We start from the raw sequence: 15,418 nt of genomic DNA, 5'->3' as shown, positions 1-15,418 counted from the left end.
ATCCACTCAATGCCCGTTGGGCGTTGAGGCGCCACCCGCACGCTGGGCGCGTGCGCGGGCCAGGATGGCTGCGATGGTGGCTTGCTTGCTGTCGGTCGCCAGTGGGGGCGCCGGGCAGGGCGTGGAAGGGCTGGCGTCGTCGGCCATTTCCTGCTCCCCCAATGCAAGAGGCATCTGCGCCCGGGCCGCACCCAGGCGCTCGCGCTCCTGTTCACGCTCTCGGCGCAGCACATAGCGCTGGCGCGCATGCTCGGCCTGCTGGGGGCTCCAGGCAGACCAGCCTGTGGCGGGGCCGCTGGCGTTGTGCAGCTCGATGCAGTCCACGGGACAGACGGGGATGCACAGCTCGCAGCCCGTGCAGTGGGCGGCGATCACCGTATGCATGAACTTGTTGGCGCCCAGGATGGCATCCGTGGGGCAGGCCTTGATGCACAGGGTGCAACCGATGCACCAGGCCTCGTCGATCACGGCCACGGTGCGCGGGGCTTCCGTGCCGTGCTCGGCGCTCAGTGGGACAGCGGGCCGGCCCGTCAGTGCAGCCAGCCTCTCCACTCCCGCAGCGCCCCCGGGGGGGCACTGGTTGATGCCGGCCTCGCCCGAGGCCACGGCCTGGGCATAGCTGGCGCAGTCGGGGTAGCCGCAACGCGTGCACTGCGTCTGCGGCAGCGCCGCGTCTATGCGTGCTGCCAGATCGTCGCGGGCAAGGATTGCGAAGGCGGACATGGCGTGCCGGGCTTGCTCGGTGCTCAGCCTGCCTGCACCTTGGCACCGCGCTTGCGCGGCTGCTCGGTGGCCGAGGGCGCGTCATCGCTCAGGCTGCTGGTGTGACCTGCCGCGCTGGCGGCCGTGGCGCTTTCGGGCTGGTGGGCACTGATGAACTCGCGCACCTGCGGGTAGACGATCTCTCTCCAGCGCCTGCCGCTGAAAATCCCGTAGTGGCCGGCGCCCGGCACTTCAAGGTGCTTGCGCTGATCGGCCGCGATGCCCGTGCACAGATCGTGCGCTGCGCGCGTCTGGCCCGAGCCGGAGATGTCGTCCAGCTCGCCTTCGACGGTCAGCAGGGCGCTGCCCTTGATGTCCTGCGGGCGCACCAGCTCGGCCTGGCCTTCGGGCGAACGCACTTCCCAGGTGCCATGGACCAGCTTGTAGTCCTGGAACACCGTGGCGATGGTCTCGAGGTAGTAGTCGGCATCCATGTCGAGCACGGCGTTGTACTCGTCATAGAACTTGCGGTGATGCTCGGCGCTGGCGTCGTCACCCTTGATCAGGTCCTTGAAATAGTCGTAGTGGCTATTGGCGTGGCGGTCCGGATTCATCGCCACGAAGCCCGAATACTGCAGGAAGCCCGGGTACACGCGGCGACCCACGCCCGGATAGCCTTCGGGCACGCGGTAGATCACATTGTTCTCGAACCACTCGAAGCTGCGGTTCTGCGCCAGGTTGTTCACCGAGGTCGGCGAGCGGCGTGCGTCGATGGGGCCGCCCATCATGGTCATGGACAGCGGAGGCGTCTCGCCACGGCTGGCCATCAGCGACACGGCAGCCAGCACCGGCACCGTGGGCTGGCACACGCTGACCACGTGGCACTGGCCGTACTTGCCCTGCAGGTAGCGGATGAACTCCTGCACATAGTTCACGTAGTCGTCGAGGTGGAACTCGCCATCGGCCAGGGGCACCAGGCGGGCGTTCTTCCAGTCGGTGATGTAGACCTTGTGGCCGCCCAGCATGCTTTGCACCGTATCGCGCAGCAGCGTGGCGTAGTGGCCCGACAGCGGCGCCACGATCAGCACCACGGGCTGGCTCAGCATGGTCTGCAGCGTATCGGTGTCGTCGGAGAAGCGCTTGAAGCGGCGCAGCTCGCAAAACGGCTTGTCCACTTCGACGCGCTCGCGGATGGTCACGTCAACGCCGCCCACATCCACACTGTGCAGGTTGAATTCGGGCTTCTCGTAATCCTTGCCAAGGCGGTAGAACAGATCGAACCCGGCGGCCATGCGCTGGGACATCGGACCTTGGCTCAGCAACGAGTGGGGGTTGCTGTAGAGCTTGGCTGCAGCTTGCGCGAAATCGGCAAAGGGCTCGACCATGGCGCGCTGGATTTCGTAGAGCTGATAGAGCATGGATACAAGGGGTTGTTTGGATATGTTGCAGTGCAATATATCAGCAGCAAGCTAAGAAAATTGGTAGTAAAACCCCTTTGATGCTGTCGCGTAAGGGATAGTTTTTACCGATAGGCCTGGGCGAGCGGCCGCCTCAGCCCTGGCCATCGTGCAACGCAGTGCCTCGCGCTAGGCGGCAAGCGCCGCCTCGGCCGGTTTGGTGCGCGCAAGCCGCATCACCTCTGAAGGCGGCAATTGCTTGAACTGGTGATTGCTCCACACCTGGCGCCAGCGGCGCGCCCCCGCCAGCCCGTTGCGCAACCCCAACATATGCCGCGCGATGGAGTACCAGTGCGTGCCATGCGTGCGCGCCTCGCGCTCCATATACGCCACCATCTGCTCCTCGATGGACTCGCGCGTGTGCTCCACGCTCGCATCGCCGTAGTACAGCGCATCCCACGAGGCCAGCCACCAGGGGTTGTGATAGGCCTCGCGGCCCACCATCACGCCATCGACCTGCTGCAGCAGTTCCTGCACCGTGGCATCTGCCTTGATGCCGCCGTTGATGGCAATGGTCAGTTCCGGAAAATCCTGCTTGAGCCGGGCCACGATCTCGTAGCGCAGCGGCGGGATCTCGCGGTTTTCCTTGGGCGACAGGCCCTTGAGCCAGGCATTGCGGGCATGCACGATGAACACGCGGCAGCCCGCATCCGCCACCGTGCCCACGAAATCGCGCACGAACTCGTAGCTCTCATCCTTGTCGATGCCAATGCGGTGCTTCACTGTGACCGGCACATCCACCACATCCACCATCGCCTTCACGCAATCGGCCACCAACGGCGCCTCGTTCATCAGGCAGGCCCCGAATGCGCCGCGCTGCACCCGCTCGCTCGGGCAGCCGCAATTGAGGTTGATCTCGTCATACCCCCACTGCGCCCCCAGCCGCGCGGCCTGCGCCAGATCGGAAGGCTCGCTGCCACCGAGCTGCAATGCCACCGGATGCTCCTCGGCCTCGAAACGCAGATGCCGCGGCACATCCCCGTGCAGCAAGGCGCCCGTCGTCACCATCTCTGTGTAGAGCAAGGTGTGGCGGCTCAGAAGTCGGTGCAGGTAGCGGCAGTGCTTGTCGGTCCAGTCCATCATGGGCGCAACGGACATGCGCCACATGCTGGCAGGTGCTTGATTTTCTACGTTTGTCATTGATCTGATTGGGTTTTTTGCTCTGGCGTCGTTGCCTGATTCTTCGCCATTCAACCCCGTTTTTGCTGATTTTCTCGCTGGCTTTGCTACATCCTTCACCTGTAGCAAAACAGATGGGAGCATCACTTCACGCAAACGCGCACACGGCTTGCTTGCTCGCTCGCTTGCCTGCACTGCACAGATCCGGCTGATGGAGAACGGCACGTTCGTCCACCGCGAAAGCCAGACCTACCGTCGGAAAGTGCTGGCCAACGAGTGGCTGCGCAGGCGCGAGTACGAAATGGACCAGGAGCGCGCTTCCTGCCAGGCTGTGCACAAGAAAATTTCAGTGGGGGAGCCACTGCGGGATTATGTCAGTGCGGCCGAAAACGTGACTGAGTGGGGCCGTAGCAAAAAGGCCGACATCGCACGCCTGCAGGCCTCTGGCCTGGCTGACCTCCAGGCCACCAAGCTCACGGTGCAGGATCTGATGGGCGACACCAAGAAGCGGCGCACGGAAGACGAGGCCGGCCCCGCCACCGTGCTCAATGACATGGTGTGGCTGCGCCAGGTCTTCCTGCATGCTTCGGCCGCGCGCGGCGTCGATGTGCCGCTGCAGGTGCTGGACCGTGCCAAGTCCGGGCTGCTGCGAACGCGTGTGATCGCCAAGCCGGCTCAGCGCTCGCGCCGGCTGCTGCCCGAGGAAGAGGCCAGGCTGCTGGAGCACTTCGCCAGCCGCGACGGCCGGGCATCATCCACGGGAAGGGGGACCGCAGGAAGGCCGACGACCACTACAGCGCCTGGGGCTGCGCCGCCTGCCATTCCTGGCTGGACCAAGGGCCTGCGCCCGCCGCGCGCAAGGAAACCACGTTCATGGCCGCGCATCTGCGCCAGGTCCTGGCATGGCGCGCGCTGGCCTACGCCCCGAACATCGATGCCCGCGACCGAGCCGCTGTGCTGTGGGCGCTGGGCCTGTTCAACGCCACGCCGATTCTGGATTTTTGAAAGAGGACCATCTTGGAAACCAAGGCCGCGCACACGAACCGCGACGACACGCAAAAGAAGAAGGTGGCACCGCTTGAGCTGCATGGACTGGCTGGCTGGCCAGCTGGAGGGCTGGCACGAGGAGGGGGCGCGACACAACAACCCGCGCCCCGCGGGCGTCATCCGCCCGGGCAGTGGCACCGACGTGCTGCTGCGGTTTCTACGCCAGGCACCCGGGCGCTGGTTTTTCCATTCCGAGCTGGTCCTGGCCCTGGGCCGCAGCAAGGGGGAGATCGATTGGGCGCTGCAGTACCTGGTGCGCGAGTGCCAGGTGGAAAGCCGGCTCACGGAGCTGCCGGCGCGCAAGCCAGTGCATCGCTACAGACAGAGAGAAGGATCGACAACATGACCACGACAACGGAACGCCAGCCCCAGGCGGGCGACATCTACGCATGCTGGGAGGCCGCCAGTTAGGTAGTACGCTAAAAGTTGATAGTTTTCAACAAATGAAACAAAACTATCATTTGTTAATTTTTGTTAACTTATACCTATTTTGTATCTGATGATCATGCCGCTTGGGTGTGCACAGGGGGTTGCATGCTCGCTTGAAAACTTAGGGGCATGACGCCCCGTCGCGGAGATCATCAAATGGTAGGACTTGGTAAGCGTAGCGTTGCTTCGCTGGTTCTGAGCGTAGCGGTGTGTGGATCGGCATGGGGGCAGATGGTCATGCCGCCGGGGAGCAGCATTGATCTTGCTGGAGGCTCTTTCCAGCTTCCTTGCACGGCGGTCATCATGCAGGGCGAGTTGACTTTGGGTACGGGGAGTTTTGACACCGGCTCGTTCGCTTTCGACTCAGGGGCCACGGTTACTGGGACGGGGGGGCAATTGAACGTCAGTGGAGACCTTACGAGCACCGTCCCCTTGAATCTTGGGGCCAGCAGCGTAGTCCTGTCGGACAGCTGTGCGCCCGGTTCTGTCCTTCAGCTGAGTGGCAACATCGTCGTGAAAGATCTCACGCTGATCAGCACCACAGCCACCCCGCCCACCGTCGTCCTGCCGGCGGGCACCAACCTGACGGTTCTTGGAACGCTGACCCTGGGAACTCCTGGTCGGCCGGTCGTGCTGACTTCGTCTGGCCCTGGCACTGCCGTCGTCACGATGGGGCCTGGCGCCACGCTGTCGAATCCCAGCGGTAGCGCCGTACCTGGAAATGTGCAGATCGGGGCACCGGTGGTGACTTCTCCGGCAAGCATTCCCACGCTCAGTACCTATGGGCTGATGTTGATGAGCTTGATGCTTGGTGGCTTGGCTCTTCTTCGCCAACGCCGCGGCCGCACATCCTCCTGAATTGTTCATCCCTTCCCGGCATCCTGGGCCACAGGTTTGGTACAGGGTGCTCAAGTGCTTTTATCCCAACCGCAGTTGAACCATGTTCCGTAAAGAAACCACCATACCTTCTCGCCTGATTTTTGCTTTGTGTCTGAGCGCTGGCTTCCTCGCGCCTGTAGCGCACGCTGCTGATGTCAGCATCACCATGCCTCCAGGCGGCAATTTCATTATCAAAAATTCGGCGGGGGCCGAGCGCCTGCGTGTACAGAACACAGGTGAAGTGGTGGTTCCGGCTTTGCCGGCCGATACGGCCACTGGCAGTCAGCTGCTGTGTGTCGATGGCGTGACGGGACAACTGGTGCATTGCGCTCCAGGCATTGGCGCAGGAGCCACGGGTGCGACGGGGGCAACAGGACCCACGGGCGCCACAGGGGCTGTCGGTCCCGTAGGTCCGACAGGCGCCGGGGTGACGGGAGCCACGGGCTCGACAGGTGTTACTGGATCGACAGGCGTAACAGGTCCTACAGGCGCCACGGGTGTGACGGGAGCCACGGGTCAGACGGGTACCACAGGCGTGACAGGTGCGACAGGTCCGACAGGGGTGACTGGCGCTACTGGTGCCACCGGCCCTACGGGCAGCACTGGTGCGACGGGCCCGCAGGGTCCTCAGGGCATTCAGGGTGTGCAAGGTGTTACCGGCATGACGGGAGCATCAGGAGGTTTGGGAGCGACAGGGCCACAAGGTATCCAGGGCGTTCAAGGCGATACGGGGGCCACGGGCGCGACCGGGCCTGCTGGTCCTGCCGGCGGCGGCGTGACCTTGGTTGACGCCAACAATGTGACCCTGGGTAAGGTGGTGAGCGCGGCGCGGAATAACATCACCCTTGTGACCAGCACGGGCCACCTGATGGTGATGTCTTGGGATGGGACGCTTCCCAACTCTCAGATCTATTACAAAGGCACGGGCCCTGGCAACTGCTCAGGTGAAGGTTACTTGAATTCAGGCAGTCCCACGACGGCAAGCTCCATCTACGCCAAGACGGTTGTATGGTCGCTTTCGCTGGGCTCATTCATGGTGACCTCGGCGACACCTCAGTCCAACGGAACGGTCCTGGCCGTTATGCCGACAGGTATCACAGGGTTTGACAATTCGAGTTGCGGAACCTCTACCGGGGGCCAGTACGGCTGGCTGCTGCAGCCCGTTACGGCAGCTCAGATTGGCCTTCCCTCGCCGATCGTTGCGCCCTTGAGGCTGCAGTAGGCGCAAAAGCTAGTCTGTGATGGAAGCAGGGCCCGCAAATGCGGGCTTTGTTTTTTGCGCATCGCCAGGACTTCATGTGTGGATCGGCACAGGGCCGGCGTTCAGGGCGATTGTTTTGCTAGTACGCCTGCATGCCCTGCGACAGAGCATCTTCCTCAGGGTTGCGTTGCGTTATGCCGTCCCAAGCCTGTCAGCTTCGGGAGGATGAGCAAGGAACAGAAGCACACTCCCCAGTGGGAGCGCATCGAGCTGGACTACCGGGCCGGCATCAAGAGCCTTCGGCAGATCGCAGGAGAGCAGGGCATCAGCGAGGGAACGATCAGCAAGCGGGCCAAGCGTGACGACTGGAGCCGGGACCTGTCGGAGCGCATCCAGGAGATGGCCGAGCAGCTGGTACGCAAGGAGGCGGTACGCAGCGAGGTACGCGCGGAGCGCAGTGCGTCCGAACGTGAGGTGGTGGACGCGAATGCGCAGGCTGTGGCCACCATCAGGCTGGCGCACAGGCGGGACATTCAGAGGGCGCGCAAGATCACCAATGCGCTGCTGGATGAGCTGGAGCAGATGGCGGACGCGGACACCGTGGCGTACCTGCAGGAGCTGGGCGAGATGCTGCGCGCGCCCGACGGCAACGGCATGGACAAGCTGAACGGCCTCTACCAGAAGGTCATCAGCCTGCCGGAGCGCTCCAGGACCATGAAGGTGCTGGCCGAGAGCCTGCGCATCGTGGTGGATATGGAGCGCCAGGCCTTCGGCATGAACGACAAGGACGCGGGCAAGGGGTCGAACGGCGGCGGCAACGTGGGCCACTTCGAGCTGCACTTCGTGGATGCGCCGGCGCGGGAGCACGATCCGCGAGACGGGGAGGGCGCATGAGCCTGCCATCCCCCAGCTGGCAGGCCGCGCATCTGGCTGATGAGGGGCCGGACTTTGCCGAGGACTACGAGGTAGACCGCTCGCGCGTCCGTGCCGAGTTCCCCTCGAAGCTGCGCGGCCTGTTCCAGCCCAAGCGCTTCAAGGTCATGTACGGCGGGCGCGGCGGGGCCAAGTCCTGGTCTGTGGCCATGGCCCTGCTGGTGATGGGCAGCAACCGCCCCCTGCGCATCCTGTGCGCGCGCGAGATCCAGAAGTCCATGCGGGACTCGGTGCACTGCCTGCTGTCCGACCAGATCGCGGCGTTGGACCTCCGCAAGTTCCGCCGCAGCGTGCAGGCGAGCGATGCACCGAACAAGCGCGATCAGGTCAAGGCTATCAATCAAGAGATTGAGGTTTCCATGCATCTGTTGAATCAGGAGGTTCACACAACGCTGGGAACAACGGAAACCCATCGGCCATGACAACGAAAACGCGAATGAGTTCTTGATCGAAGATTTCAATGAGTTGCACATTGTTTCAGTTGACAATGCTTGACACTTTTGGCGCATTACTGTGACTGTGCCGTGCGGTCTTGATGCCCAGCGGAGCTTGTTTGATGACTTTTTCACTTTCGCGATGGCTGGCCGGGGTTGGCTTGGCTTTTCTCCTGTCCTCCAACGCCGCTGCCCAGTGGTCCTATCCACCGGGCAGCTCTCTGGTTGTCCCGCCCGGGGGCGCCGTAGACCTGTCCTGCTCTGCGCTGGACATGCAGGGAACCTTGGATCTGGGCGGCGCGCTGACCGTCGATTCTTCGGCTACGTTCGCAAGTACCGCCGCCATCACCAACAGTGGTGGAACGCTGTCGGTGGGTGGTGACCTGCAGATCAACGGATCACTGAACGCCGGCAACAACACGATCGAGCTGCGTGACGGCTGCGATCCGGGCAACACCAGCCAGCTCAGCGGCACCTTGGTCGTGCAGAACCTGACCATCAAGAGCAGCACGGGCCGTACCTTTGTGCTGCCTGTCGGGGCAAATATCACCGTGCTCGGTACGCTGACCGTCGAGGGTGTGCCTGGTCAGCCTGTGGTGCTCCAAGCTGCCAGTGGCACAGCGGTCATCAACCTGGGTCCTGGCGCAACGGTGGTGCGCACCAATGCGACGGTTCCATCCACCGTCCAGATAGGTGCAGGTCCCGCCCCGTCGGCTGCGGCCATCCCCACATTGAGCGAATACGGATTAGTGCTTCTTTCTCTGCTGATGGGACTGGCGCTCTGGCGTCAGCGCCGCACTTCACAACGTTAATTACTCCACATACAGACTATGACAACCATGAAATTCACGCTGCGCTCTGTCTCTTTCGCCGCGGCCATCGTCTTGAGCGGCGCTGCAATGGCGGCTCCTGGCGGCGCCGACATCACTATCACACCGCCGGCCAATGGTGGATTCGTCATCAAGAACAATGCAGGCAATGCAGAGCGGTTCCGGGTGATGGAAACAGGCGATGTGTATCTGCCCAACCTGCCCAATACAACGGAGGCTGGCAGCGTGGCCTGCTATGACAATGCATCGGGGCGACTGGGCAAATGCGCAGCAGGTGCGATTGTGGGAAGTCCTGGTCCGACAGGAGCAACAGGCGCCACGGGACCGGCGGGCGTTACAGGGGCGACTGGCGCCACGGGCCAAGCAGGTCCGGCGGGGCCCACTGGGGGGATTGGCCTTCCAGGGCAAGCAGGCCAAACAGGAGCCCAAGGTCCCACGGGTCCCGCAGGCCTTCAAGGCCCGACTGGGGCGACGGGTGACATTGGTTTGCCTGGCCCCGCAGGCCCCACTGGCCCTGCAGGCGCATCGGGTGGTAAAGTCATCATGAGCAGCAGTGCGAAAGGCATGGCATTGACCACGAATGTGGGCGGCTTGCCCGGAAACGTTGCGGTCTTGCCGATGAATGGCTACGTTCCTGCTGCTGCAATGCAAAGTCTTAGTGGTGGAAACCTAGACCTCACAGCACAGCAAGCAGCAGATGGAGTACCTCAATCATTTCCAGTTGATGGAGTGATAAATGGATTGAGTGCGCAAATTCAGAGCACCAGTGCATTGAGTTTGATTGGAACTAGTATCTCAGTACAGGCGCAACTTTATACATCCGTGAATAATGTATTTGCTCCTGTGCCAGGAGCGGTATGCACAATGGCTCCTAGTTATGCGGGGATTCTTACTATAGGTACTATTTCGAGCTGTATTGTTGCTGGGTTGAGCATTCCTGTTACAGCTGGTACAAGAGGGGTTTTTGTAATTTCGGCAAATGCTACTGGTCTTACTTTGATAAATACTGTGAATGTCGTAGGTGGGGCATCGCTTGTAATGCAGTAAAAGCCTTGCTTTAGTATTGACTATGCTCTCAGATGCTGAAAAGTGTCTGAGAGTTTTTTTTGGGGGAAATTTTCTACAAAGATTTGACAATATTGCCGGGTTGTGGACTTGGTGAGGGAAGATTGCGGGAACGCGTCGGGGCTACACACAGGTCGACGATAATCCCGACAAGTGGCGAGGCAGTAGAGAAGTGTGCTGTGCTGGAGGCCTCAGTGGAACGTCACCACAGGGGCCAGGCCACGCACAAACAGCTGACGAGCCATACGGTCCTTTTGCTATGACCGAAACCTGCCCAAGGTGGGCCGAAATTGGGCTAGAAAGGCATGATTTCAAGAACACTAGAAGCGTGGCTATCGCTGCATGCTGTTGATGTGGAATGTTTTTTTCTCTCATACCTATTTCGGAGGATCGGACTTTTAATCCATTGGTCGCAGCTCCATGAGCAGGGGATACTCCCAGATTGGTAGATGCGCCTTTCTGCTCAAAGGATTCTGGGCTTGGTAGGTCTGCCCCCATCGGTCGGTACATGCAGACAGCCGGATCTATGCAAAATTAAAATCGCAACTGAGCGAGCGATGCAGCATAGTTGCTACAGAGGAGGGTAGGTATGCCTCTAAGTTGCTGTCAGATAATGATTTTCTTCAAGAATCAATCCAGTCCATCATGGGCGCCACGGACATGCGCCACATGCTGGCCGGTGCTTGATTTTCTACGTTTGTCATTGATCTGATTGGGTTTTTTTGCTCTGGCGTCGTTGCCTGATTCTTCGCCATCCAACCCCGTTTTCCTGTTTGTTCAACTCTGAGCACTCAATGGGAATCATCACCGCACACAAGCGGGCAGGCGGCTCGCTGGCTGACCTCCAGGCCTCCAAGCTCACGGTCCAGTTCGGAAGGGTCAATCTCCAAAGAAAAAGCCCCTGGCGCGCACGCACCCAAGGGGCTTGAGGCGCCGCCTAGACTTGGCGCGCACCTCCTTGCTTGGTGTATCGGCTGCACGCCGCCTAACTTTTGGCCTTTTCGATCAGGAATTGCCCGCGGTTCTTGCCGTTGATCCAGTTCGGCGGCTTGTTGGGGCCGAGCCGGGGAGCACTCGTCTCTGGGGCACGGAATCTGGGCGTGGGCACGAAGCTCTTCGCCTTGGAGCCGCTGGCAGGGAACACGTTCTGCTCGGTCAACTGGCAGTCTTGAATCAGGGCGCGAACCTCTTCCACCGCACCGGCTTTTTCTGTTTCCATCATTTCCGCGATGCGTGCATCCGGCTCGGCCTTCGGCTGCAGTGGGTTCAGCGCCGCATCCATGGTCCCTGTGCACGGGGACGTGCCTTGCTGTCGCTGACGCGGCACTGACCATCGCCGACAAGACTGCCTTGAATCCAAGCGAGTGGCATCACTGACGCAAAAATCATCTATTGCGCGAGGTTGGTGGTGGTAGCTACATGTAAGTGGATGAAAGGATTCGAATGAATTTGATCTTCAATTGCGTGATGCTAGTAAAGAATTACTATCTTCACCAATGCCTTTCGATGTCATATTCTTGAGACTCATTGATCGATGCATCGAATAATGCAATTGGAGGCATGCCAAATGAATGCTGAAGAGAAACAAGAATCATTTGCACAGCAATCGCGGTTGCAGGCATTGTTGATTGATCCGGAGGTGGAGGACTTTGCAGGGTTAAACCTGTTGCTTGGTCAGGCTGGATATGATCTGCGGATGGCAGCAAGCTCGCCAGAAGCATTGGCGGAGTTTTCTGGTGGACGAATTGACTTGTTGATATGCAATACGCATGTACTTGACAAGGATGGCGGACAGTGGTTGGAGAGTATTGTTGGACAGTTCCCTGACCTGTTTGTGATTTTTCTTTCGGAATACGGCAGAACTGTGATTCCGAAAGGCATTGGTCGTTTGATGGGTTTGTACCGTCACATAGTAAAACCTTGGAATAGTGAGCAATTTTTGGATGCTATTGATCAATTAAACGATCAGAAAATCACACGCCATGAGAATATCCGTCTGGATCAGAAAAATAAAGCGCTGACGAAGGAGCTGGCAGAATTAAATGCAACTGTTGAGCTTACTGCCCATGAGCATGACGACGAACTGTTGGAGGCGCATAGGAAGCTTAAGAAGAATTTCGTCGCAGCTATTCGGATGTTTTCCAATCTTCTTGAGTGGCGGGGCGGGCTGCTTGCAGGGCATTCTAGACGCGTTGCGGATCTGACCCGCCGAACCGCAAATATCATGCAGCTAAGCGAAGAAGATCAGCAGAATTCTTTTGTTGCTGCGCTCATTCATGATATTGCCCATATTACTCTTGCCGATGGGATGTTGAACAAGCCCGTCCCAAGCTTGAGTCATGAAGAGCTGGAAAAATATAGGAATCACAGCAGCTTGGGAGAACAGTTGCTTCTGCCGATAGACGATGCGCACCCGGTCGCTACTCTCGTCAGGTCCCACCATGAGCGATTCGACGGGGCAGGTTTCCCTGATGGCCTGAAAGGGAAGGATATTCCAATAGGAGCTCGGATAATAGCGGTTGCTGATTTTTACGATGACCTGATGATAGGGCATTTAAGCAGCAAGCCCCTAAATTGTGCAGAGGCAAGAACCCTCATTTCGCATGGCAGAGGAACACAATTTGATCCAGAGGTTGTCGATGCTTTCTTGCAGATTTTGATACAGGCAACCCCCGTTGCCGACCCAGCCCCACTTTATGTTCCCTGTTCGGAGCTCCGGCCAGGAATGATTTTGGCTCAAGACTTCGTATCGAGGGAAGGTTTGGTATTGCTTACGGCAGGTCGAGTTTTGACGACAGACTTGATACGCAGAATGCAATTGCGTGTTGATCTTGGCCGGAAATTGCCGATTCGTGCCATGGCCTCGGCTGTTTGATGATTTTTGAGATTTTGTAATTGTTTTGGTATGGGTTTGATCAAGTTGTTAATGGTTTTCGCTCTCTGCTCGTCTTGAAGAATTTCAGCAGAATTTCACCGTTGGATGTAATCGCTTGTTTTTCTGATATATCAGCTATATGTGAAGGTGGTACTTCTGTGGAATATAGTTTGCTGTTGCTTATTCTGTATAAAATTCTCTTGTCTCCGACTATGAATTCATCTCCTTCAATCAGTCCTATATACCGGCCATTTTTGGTATAGGCTTTCCACCATCCGCCTTCTATCATTTTATGCCTCGCGATACTATGGTTTATTGTTGACGCCCAACACGTCAATGCTTAAGGATGAAATGCTAATCTGAGAGTTGTGCGATTTTGCAAGCGATGCAAAATTTGACAAAGTAATTGATGTTGATAATCCATTATCAGATTCTCATCGAACGAGAGTGACATTCACATATGTGGGCGGTTTGGTGGGTAACTTTTGATCAAAGTATTCACACGCTGCATGCGTTCAAAAAAAGAGGACCCTGGTTCCCCGGGGTCAAGCCATGGCTGCTGGCGGCAGGAGTCCTGCGTGATTTACCTGCCCACGCCCTTGCCCAGCGACAGTATTTCGCTCGCATGGACGATGGCCTGGGCAATCTCCTCCACCGAGCTGCGCCGGCTCATGGCCTGGGCGCGGATCATGTCGTAGGCCTGGTCTTCGTTGATCTGGTGGGTCTGCATGAGGATGGCCTTGGCTTCGGCCACGCGGCGCTGGCCCAGCAGCTTGGCCTGGAGCTTGGCGATGCGCTGCTGCTGCTGGCGTGATTCCTTGTGGTTTCTGCGCGCCAGCACCAATGTGGACAGCAGGCCGAAGGAGCGGATGGGCGAGGGCAGGATGGCTTGCACCTGCAGCTCCAGCACGGCGGAGACGATGGTGGGGTTCTCGTAGTTGACCACGGCGATGGCGGTGGGCGGGCTCTCTCCCTCGCCCTGGGTCCAGGCGTAGTTCAACTGCAGGTGATCGGGGCGCACGGCCAGGAAGACCACGTCCGTGCCCTCGGGCAGGCTGGGCTGGGGCGGCCAGATGGCCTGGACCTGGCAGCCTATGCGCTGCAGTTGCTGGGCCAGCAGGCGGCCGTCCGCGTCGTCGGGGTGGACGACGGCAATGCGCAGCTGGCGCAGTTCCTTCAGTTGGGGCGAGGTGGCACGCAGCAGCGGTTTTCTTTCCAGCAGCTGCCGGCCTGTGGCAGCGCTGCCGGTGTCCTTGTTCGGGGCGGCATCCACGCTCAGGTCTCCAGGGCACCGAGGCTGGCGGTCCAGTCGCCCAGGGAGTGGGTGACCAGGTAGGGGTCGGGCGAGACGGCCCGGGTGGCCTGGCGCACGATGGTGAAGCCGCCCTGTGCATTGGCGCGGCCCACGCGCGGGTGCAGCCAGGTGTGGTGGTTGTCGGGGTCCAGCCGGATGCGGCCCTGGGGCGCGTCGAACTCGCTGCCCAGCAGATGGGGCAGCAACTCGCCTATGCGGTCACTGCCGGCCTGGCGGAAGGCGTTGGCGAACAGGTGCATCTGAAAGTAGGCGGCCTCCCAGCACAGGTTGGGCCGGCAGTCGTCGCCCAGGCGCTGGCGCAGCCGGGCCAGGCAGCGCGCATTGGCGGGCGAATCGATGGACTGGAAGTAGGGCGCGGCCGTGAAGTGGCCGGCCGCCACATCGGCGCCCATCTGGGCGATCTCGGCCTCGGAGGTGGTGAGGCTGGCAATCGGCATGGTCTGCGGGTTGAAACCCGCATCGGCATAGGCGCGGTAGAGGCTGGCCGTGGAGTCGCCGACCACGGTGGAGAAGATGAAGTCCGGCTGTCTGGCGCGGATGTCCTGCATGATGGCCGCGTAGTCGCGCTCGGTGGCATCCAGCGGCAGGTAGTGTTCACCGAGCTTGTCGCTGCCCGGGTGCTGCATGACCAGCTCGCCCATGATGCGGTTGGACTCATAGGGGTAGATGTAGTCCGAGCCGATGAGGTAGACCCGCGCGCCGAAGCTGCTGGTCATGTAGTCGGCCAGTTGCACGCTGTTCTGGTTGGGCGCGGCGCCCGTGTAGATGACATTGCCCGAGAACTCGAAGCCTTCGTAGAGCGTGGGATAGAACAGCAGCTTGTTCCATTTCTCGACGATGGGTATGACCGCCTTGCGGCTGCTGGACATGTAGCAGCCGAAGATGACGTTGATGCCGTCGCGCACGATGAGTTGCTCGGCCAGGGCCGCATAGCGGGCCGGCGTGGAGGCTGGGTCGTAGCGCACTGCCACCAGTTCACGCCCCAGCAGGCCGCCCGCCTCGTTGATTTCGTCGATGGCCAGCTGCGCGCCCTGCAGCTGGGACTGGCCGATGGTCGATGTGGTGCCGGTGGCCGAGTAAAGAATGCCGACTCTGACGGGGTCGTTCATGGGTTCCTTCTGCGCCAGGTGCT

General features: G+C 60.1%; 13 protein-coding genes. 7 read left to right on the top strand and 6 right to left on the bottom strand.

Annotated elements, in window-relative coordinates; all coding sequences use genetic code 11:
- Window positions 1–6 precede the first annotated feature (6 nt).
- From rsxB to dusA, 3 genes are all read right to left on the bottom strand, one after another.
- On the bottom strand, window positions 7–723 hold the full coding sequence (gene rsxB / locus IAE24_RS18815; protein WP_043821779.1) for an electron transport complex subunit RsxB: 717 nt from the start codon (window positions 721–723) through the stop codon (window positions 7–9).
- 23 nt (window positions 724–746) lie between these two features.
- A complete protein-coding gene (locus IAE24_RS18810; protein ID WP_034393218.1) occupies window positions 747–2,120 on the bottom strand; it encodes a polyhydroxyalkanoate depolymerase in 1,374 nt (457 codons plus the stop codon).
- Window positions 2,121–2,288: 168 nt separating this feature from the next.
- Complete coding sequence (dusA, locus tag IAE24_RS18805) at window positions 2,289–3,299, bottom strand: tRNA dihydrouridine(20/20a) synthase DusA (protein WP_097202449.1); 1,011 nt, start codon at window positions 3,297–3,299, stop codon at window positions 2,289–2,291.
- Window positions 3,300–3,489: 190 nt separating this feature from the next.
- On the opposite strand from dusA, the gene IAE24_RS30330 reads away from it, so the two are divergent.
- The 6 genes from IAE24_RS30330 (at window position 3,490) to IAE24_RS30310 (ending at window position 10,078) form a co-directional block, all read left to right on the top strand.
- Complete coding sequence (locus IAE24_RS30330) at window positions 3,490–4,671, top strand: hypothetical protein (protein ID WP_233626332.1); 1,182 nt, start codon at window positions 3,490–3,492, stop codon at window positions 4,669–4,671.
- A gap of 596 nt (window positions 4,672–5,267) precedes the next feature.
- Complete coding sequence (locus tag IAE24_RS30680) at window positions 5,268–5,612, top strand: IPTL-CTERM sorting domain-containing protein (protein ID WP_325100549.1); 345 nt, start codon at window positions 5,268–5,270, stop codon at window positions 5,610–5,612.
- A 1,447-nt stretch (window positions 5,613–7,059) separates the two neighbouring features.
- Complete coding sequence (locus IAE24_RS18785) at window positions 7,060–7,728, top strand: hypothetical protein (protein WP_199961786.1); 669 nt, start codon at window positions 7,060–7,062, stop codon at window positions 7,726–7,728.
- On the top strand, window positions 7,725–8,189 hold the full coding sequence (locus IAE24_RS18780; RefSeq protein WP_267908933.1) for a phage terminase large subunit: 465 nt from the start codon (window positions 7,725–7,727) through the stop codon (window positions 8,187–8,189). Before IAE24_RS18785 ends, IAE24_RS18780 begins: the two co-directional genes overlap by 4 nt.
- A gap of 134 nt (window positions 8,190–8,323) precedes the next feature.
- Complete coding sequence (locus IAE24_RS18775; protein WP_198821282.1) at window positions 8,324–9,013, top strand: IPTL-CTERM sorting domain-containing protein; 690 nt, start codon at window positions 8,324–8,326, stop codon at window positions 9,011–9,013.
- 582 nt (window positions 9,014–9,595) lie between these two features.
- A complete protein-coding gene (locus tag IAE24_RS30310) occupies window positions 9,596–10,078 on the top strand; it encodes a hypothetical protein (RefSeq protein ID WP_233626339.1) in 483 nt (160 codons plus the stop codon).
- Between the two features lie 1,003 nt (window positions 10,079–11,081).
- Here IAE24_RS30310 and IAE24_RS18765 read toward each other — a convergent pair.
- The gene (locus IAE24_RS18765; RefSeq protein ID WP_199961788.1) at window positions 11,082–11,378 is read right to left on the bottom strand and encodes an H-NS histone family protein; all 297 of its coding nucleotides are present in this window, start codon (window positions 11,376–11,378) and stop codon (window positions 11,082–11,084) included.
- Between the two features lie 285 nt (window positions 11,379–11,663).
- Between IAE24_RS18765 and IAE24_RS18760 the strand changes: the two genes are divergently transcribed.
- Window positions 11,664–12,971 (top strand): response regulator, encoded by a 1,308-nt coding sequence (locus tag IAE24_RS18760; RefSeq protein ID WP_199961789.1) that lies wholly within the window; start codon window positions 11,664–11,666, stop codon window positions 12,969–12,971.
- A 583-nt stretch (window positions 12,972–13,554) separates the two neighbouring features.
- On the opposite strand, the gene IAE24_RS18755 is transcribed toward IAE24_RS18760, so the two are convergent.
- Both IAE24_RS18755 and IAE24_RS18750 read right to left on the bottom strand, forming a co-directional pair.
- On the bottom strand, window positions 13,555–14,244 hold the full coding sequence (locus tag IAE24_RS18755) for an ANTAR domain-containing response regulator (RefSeq protein ID WP_199961790.1): 690 nt from the start codon (window positions 14,242–14,244) through the stop codon (window positions 13,555–13,557).
- A 2-nt stretch (window positions 14,245–14,246) separates the two neighbouring features.
- The gene (locus tag IAE24_RS18750) at window positions 14,247–15,395 is read right to left on the bottom strand and encodes a transporter substrate-binding domain-containing protein (protein ID WP_199140023.1); all 1,149 of its coding nucleotides are present in this window, start codon (window positions 15,393–15,395) and stop codon (window positions 14,247–14,249) included.
- Window positions 15,396–15,418 lie beyond the last annotated feature (23 nt).

This window comes from Delftia sp. S65 (genome assembly GCF_016516495.1).
GTDB lineage: Bacteria > Pseudomonadota > Gammaproteobacteria > Burkholderiales > Burkholderiaceae_C > Comamonas > Comamonas acidovorans.
Note: the sequence above shows the minus strand (reverse complement) of the source record. Positions and strands in the feature narration are given on the sequence as shown.

Coding starts and splice junctions, on each gene's coding strand:
- IAE24_RS18780 (WP_267908933.1), top strand. CDS start 7,725: ATGAGCCTGCCATCCCCCAGCTGGCAGGCCGCGCATCTGGCTGATGAG.
- IAE24_RS18750 (WP_199140023.1), bottom strand. CDS start 15,395: ATGAACGACCCCGTCAGAGTCGGCATTCTTTACTCGGCCACCGGCACC.
- IAE24_RS18775 (WP_198821282.1), top strand. CDS start 8,324: ATGACTTTTTCACTTTCGCGATGGCTGGCCGGGGTTGGCTTGGCTTTT.
- IAE24_RS30310 (WP_233626339.1), top strand. CDS start 9,596: ATGGCATTGACCACGAATGTGGGCGGCTTGCCCGGAAACGTTGCGGTC.
- IAE24_RS18810 (WP_034393218.1), bottom strand. CDS start 2,120: ATGCTCTATCAGCTCTACGAAATCCAGCGCGCCATGGTCGAGCCCTTT.
- IAE24_RS18760 (WP_199961789.1), top strand. CDS start 11,664: ATGAATGCTGAAGAGAAACAAGAATCATTTGCACAGCAATCGCGGTTG.
- IAE24_RS18785 (WP_199961786.1), top strand. CDS start 7,060: ATGAGCAAGGAACAGAAGCACACTCCCCAGTGGGAGCGCATCGAGCTG.
- dusA (WP_097202449.1), bottom strand. CDS start 3,299: ATGACAAACGTAGAAAATCAAGCACCTGCCAGCATGTGGCGCATGTCC.
- IAE24_RS30330 (WP_233626332.1), top strand. CDS start 3,490: ATGGAGAACGGCACGTTCGTCCACCGCGAAAGCCAGACCTACCGTCGG.
- rsxB (WP_043821779.1), bottom strand. CDS start 723: ATGTCCGCCTTCGCAATCCTTGCCCGCGACGATCTGGCAGCACGCATA.
- IAE24_RS18765 (WP_199961788.1), bottom strand. CDS start 11,378: ATGGATGCGGCGCTGAACCCACTGCAGCCGAAGGCCGAGCCGGATGCA.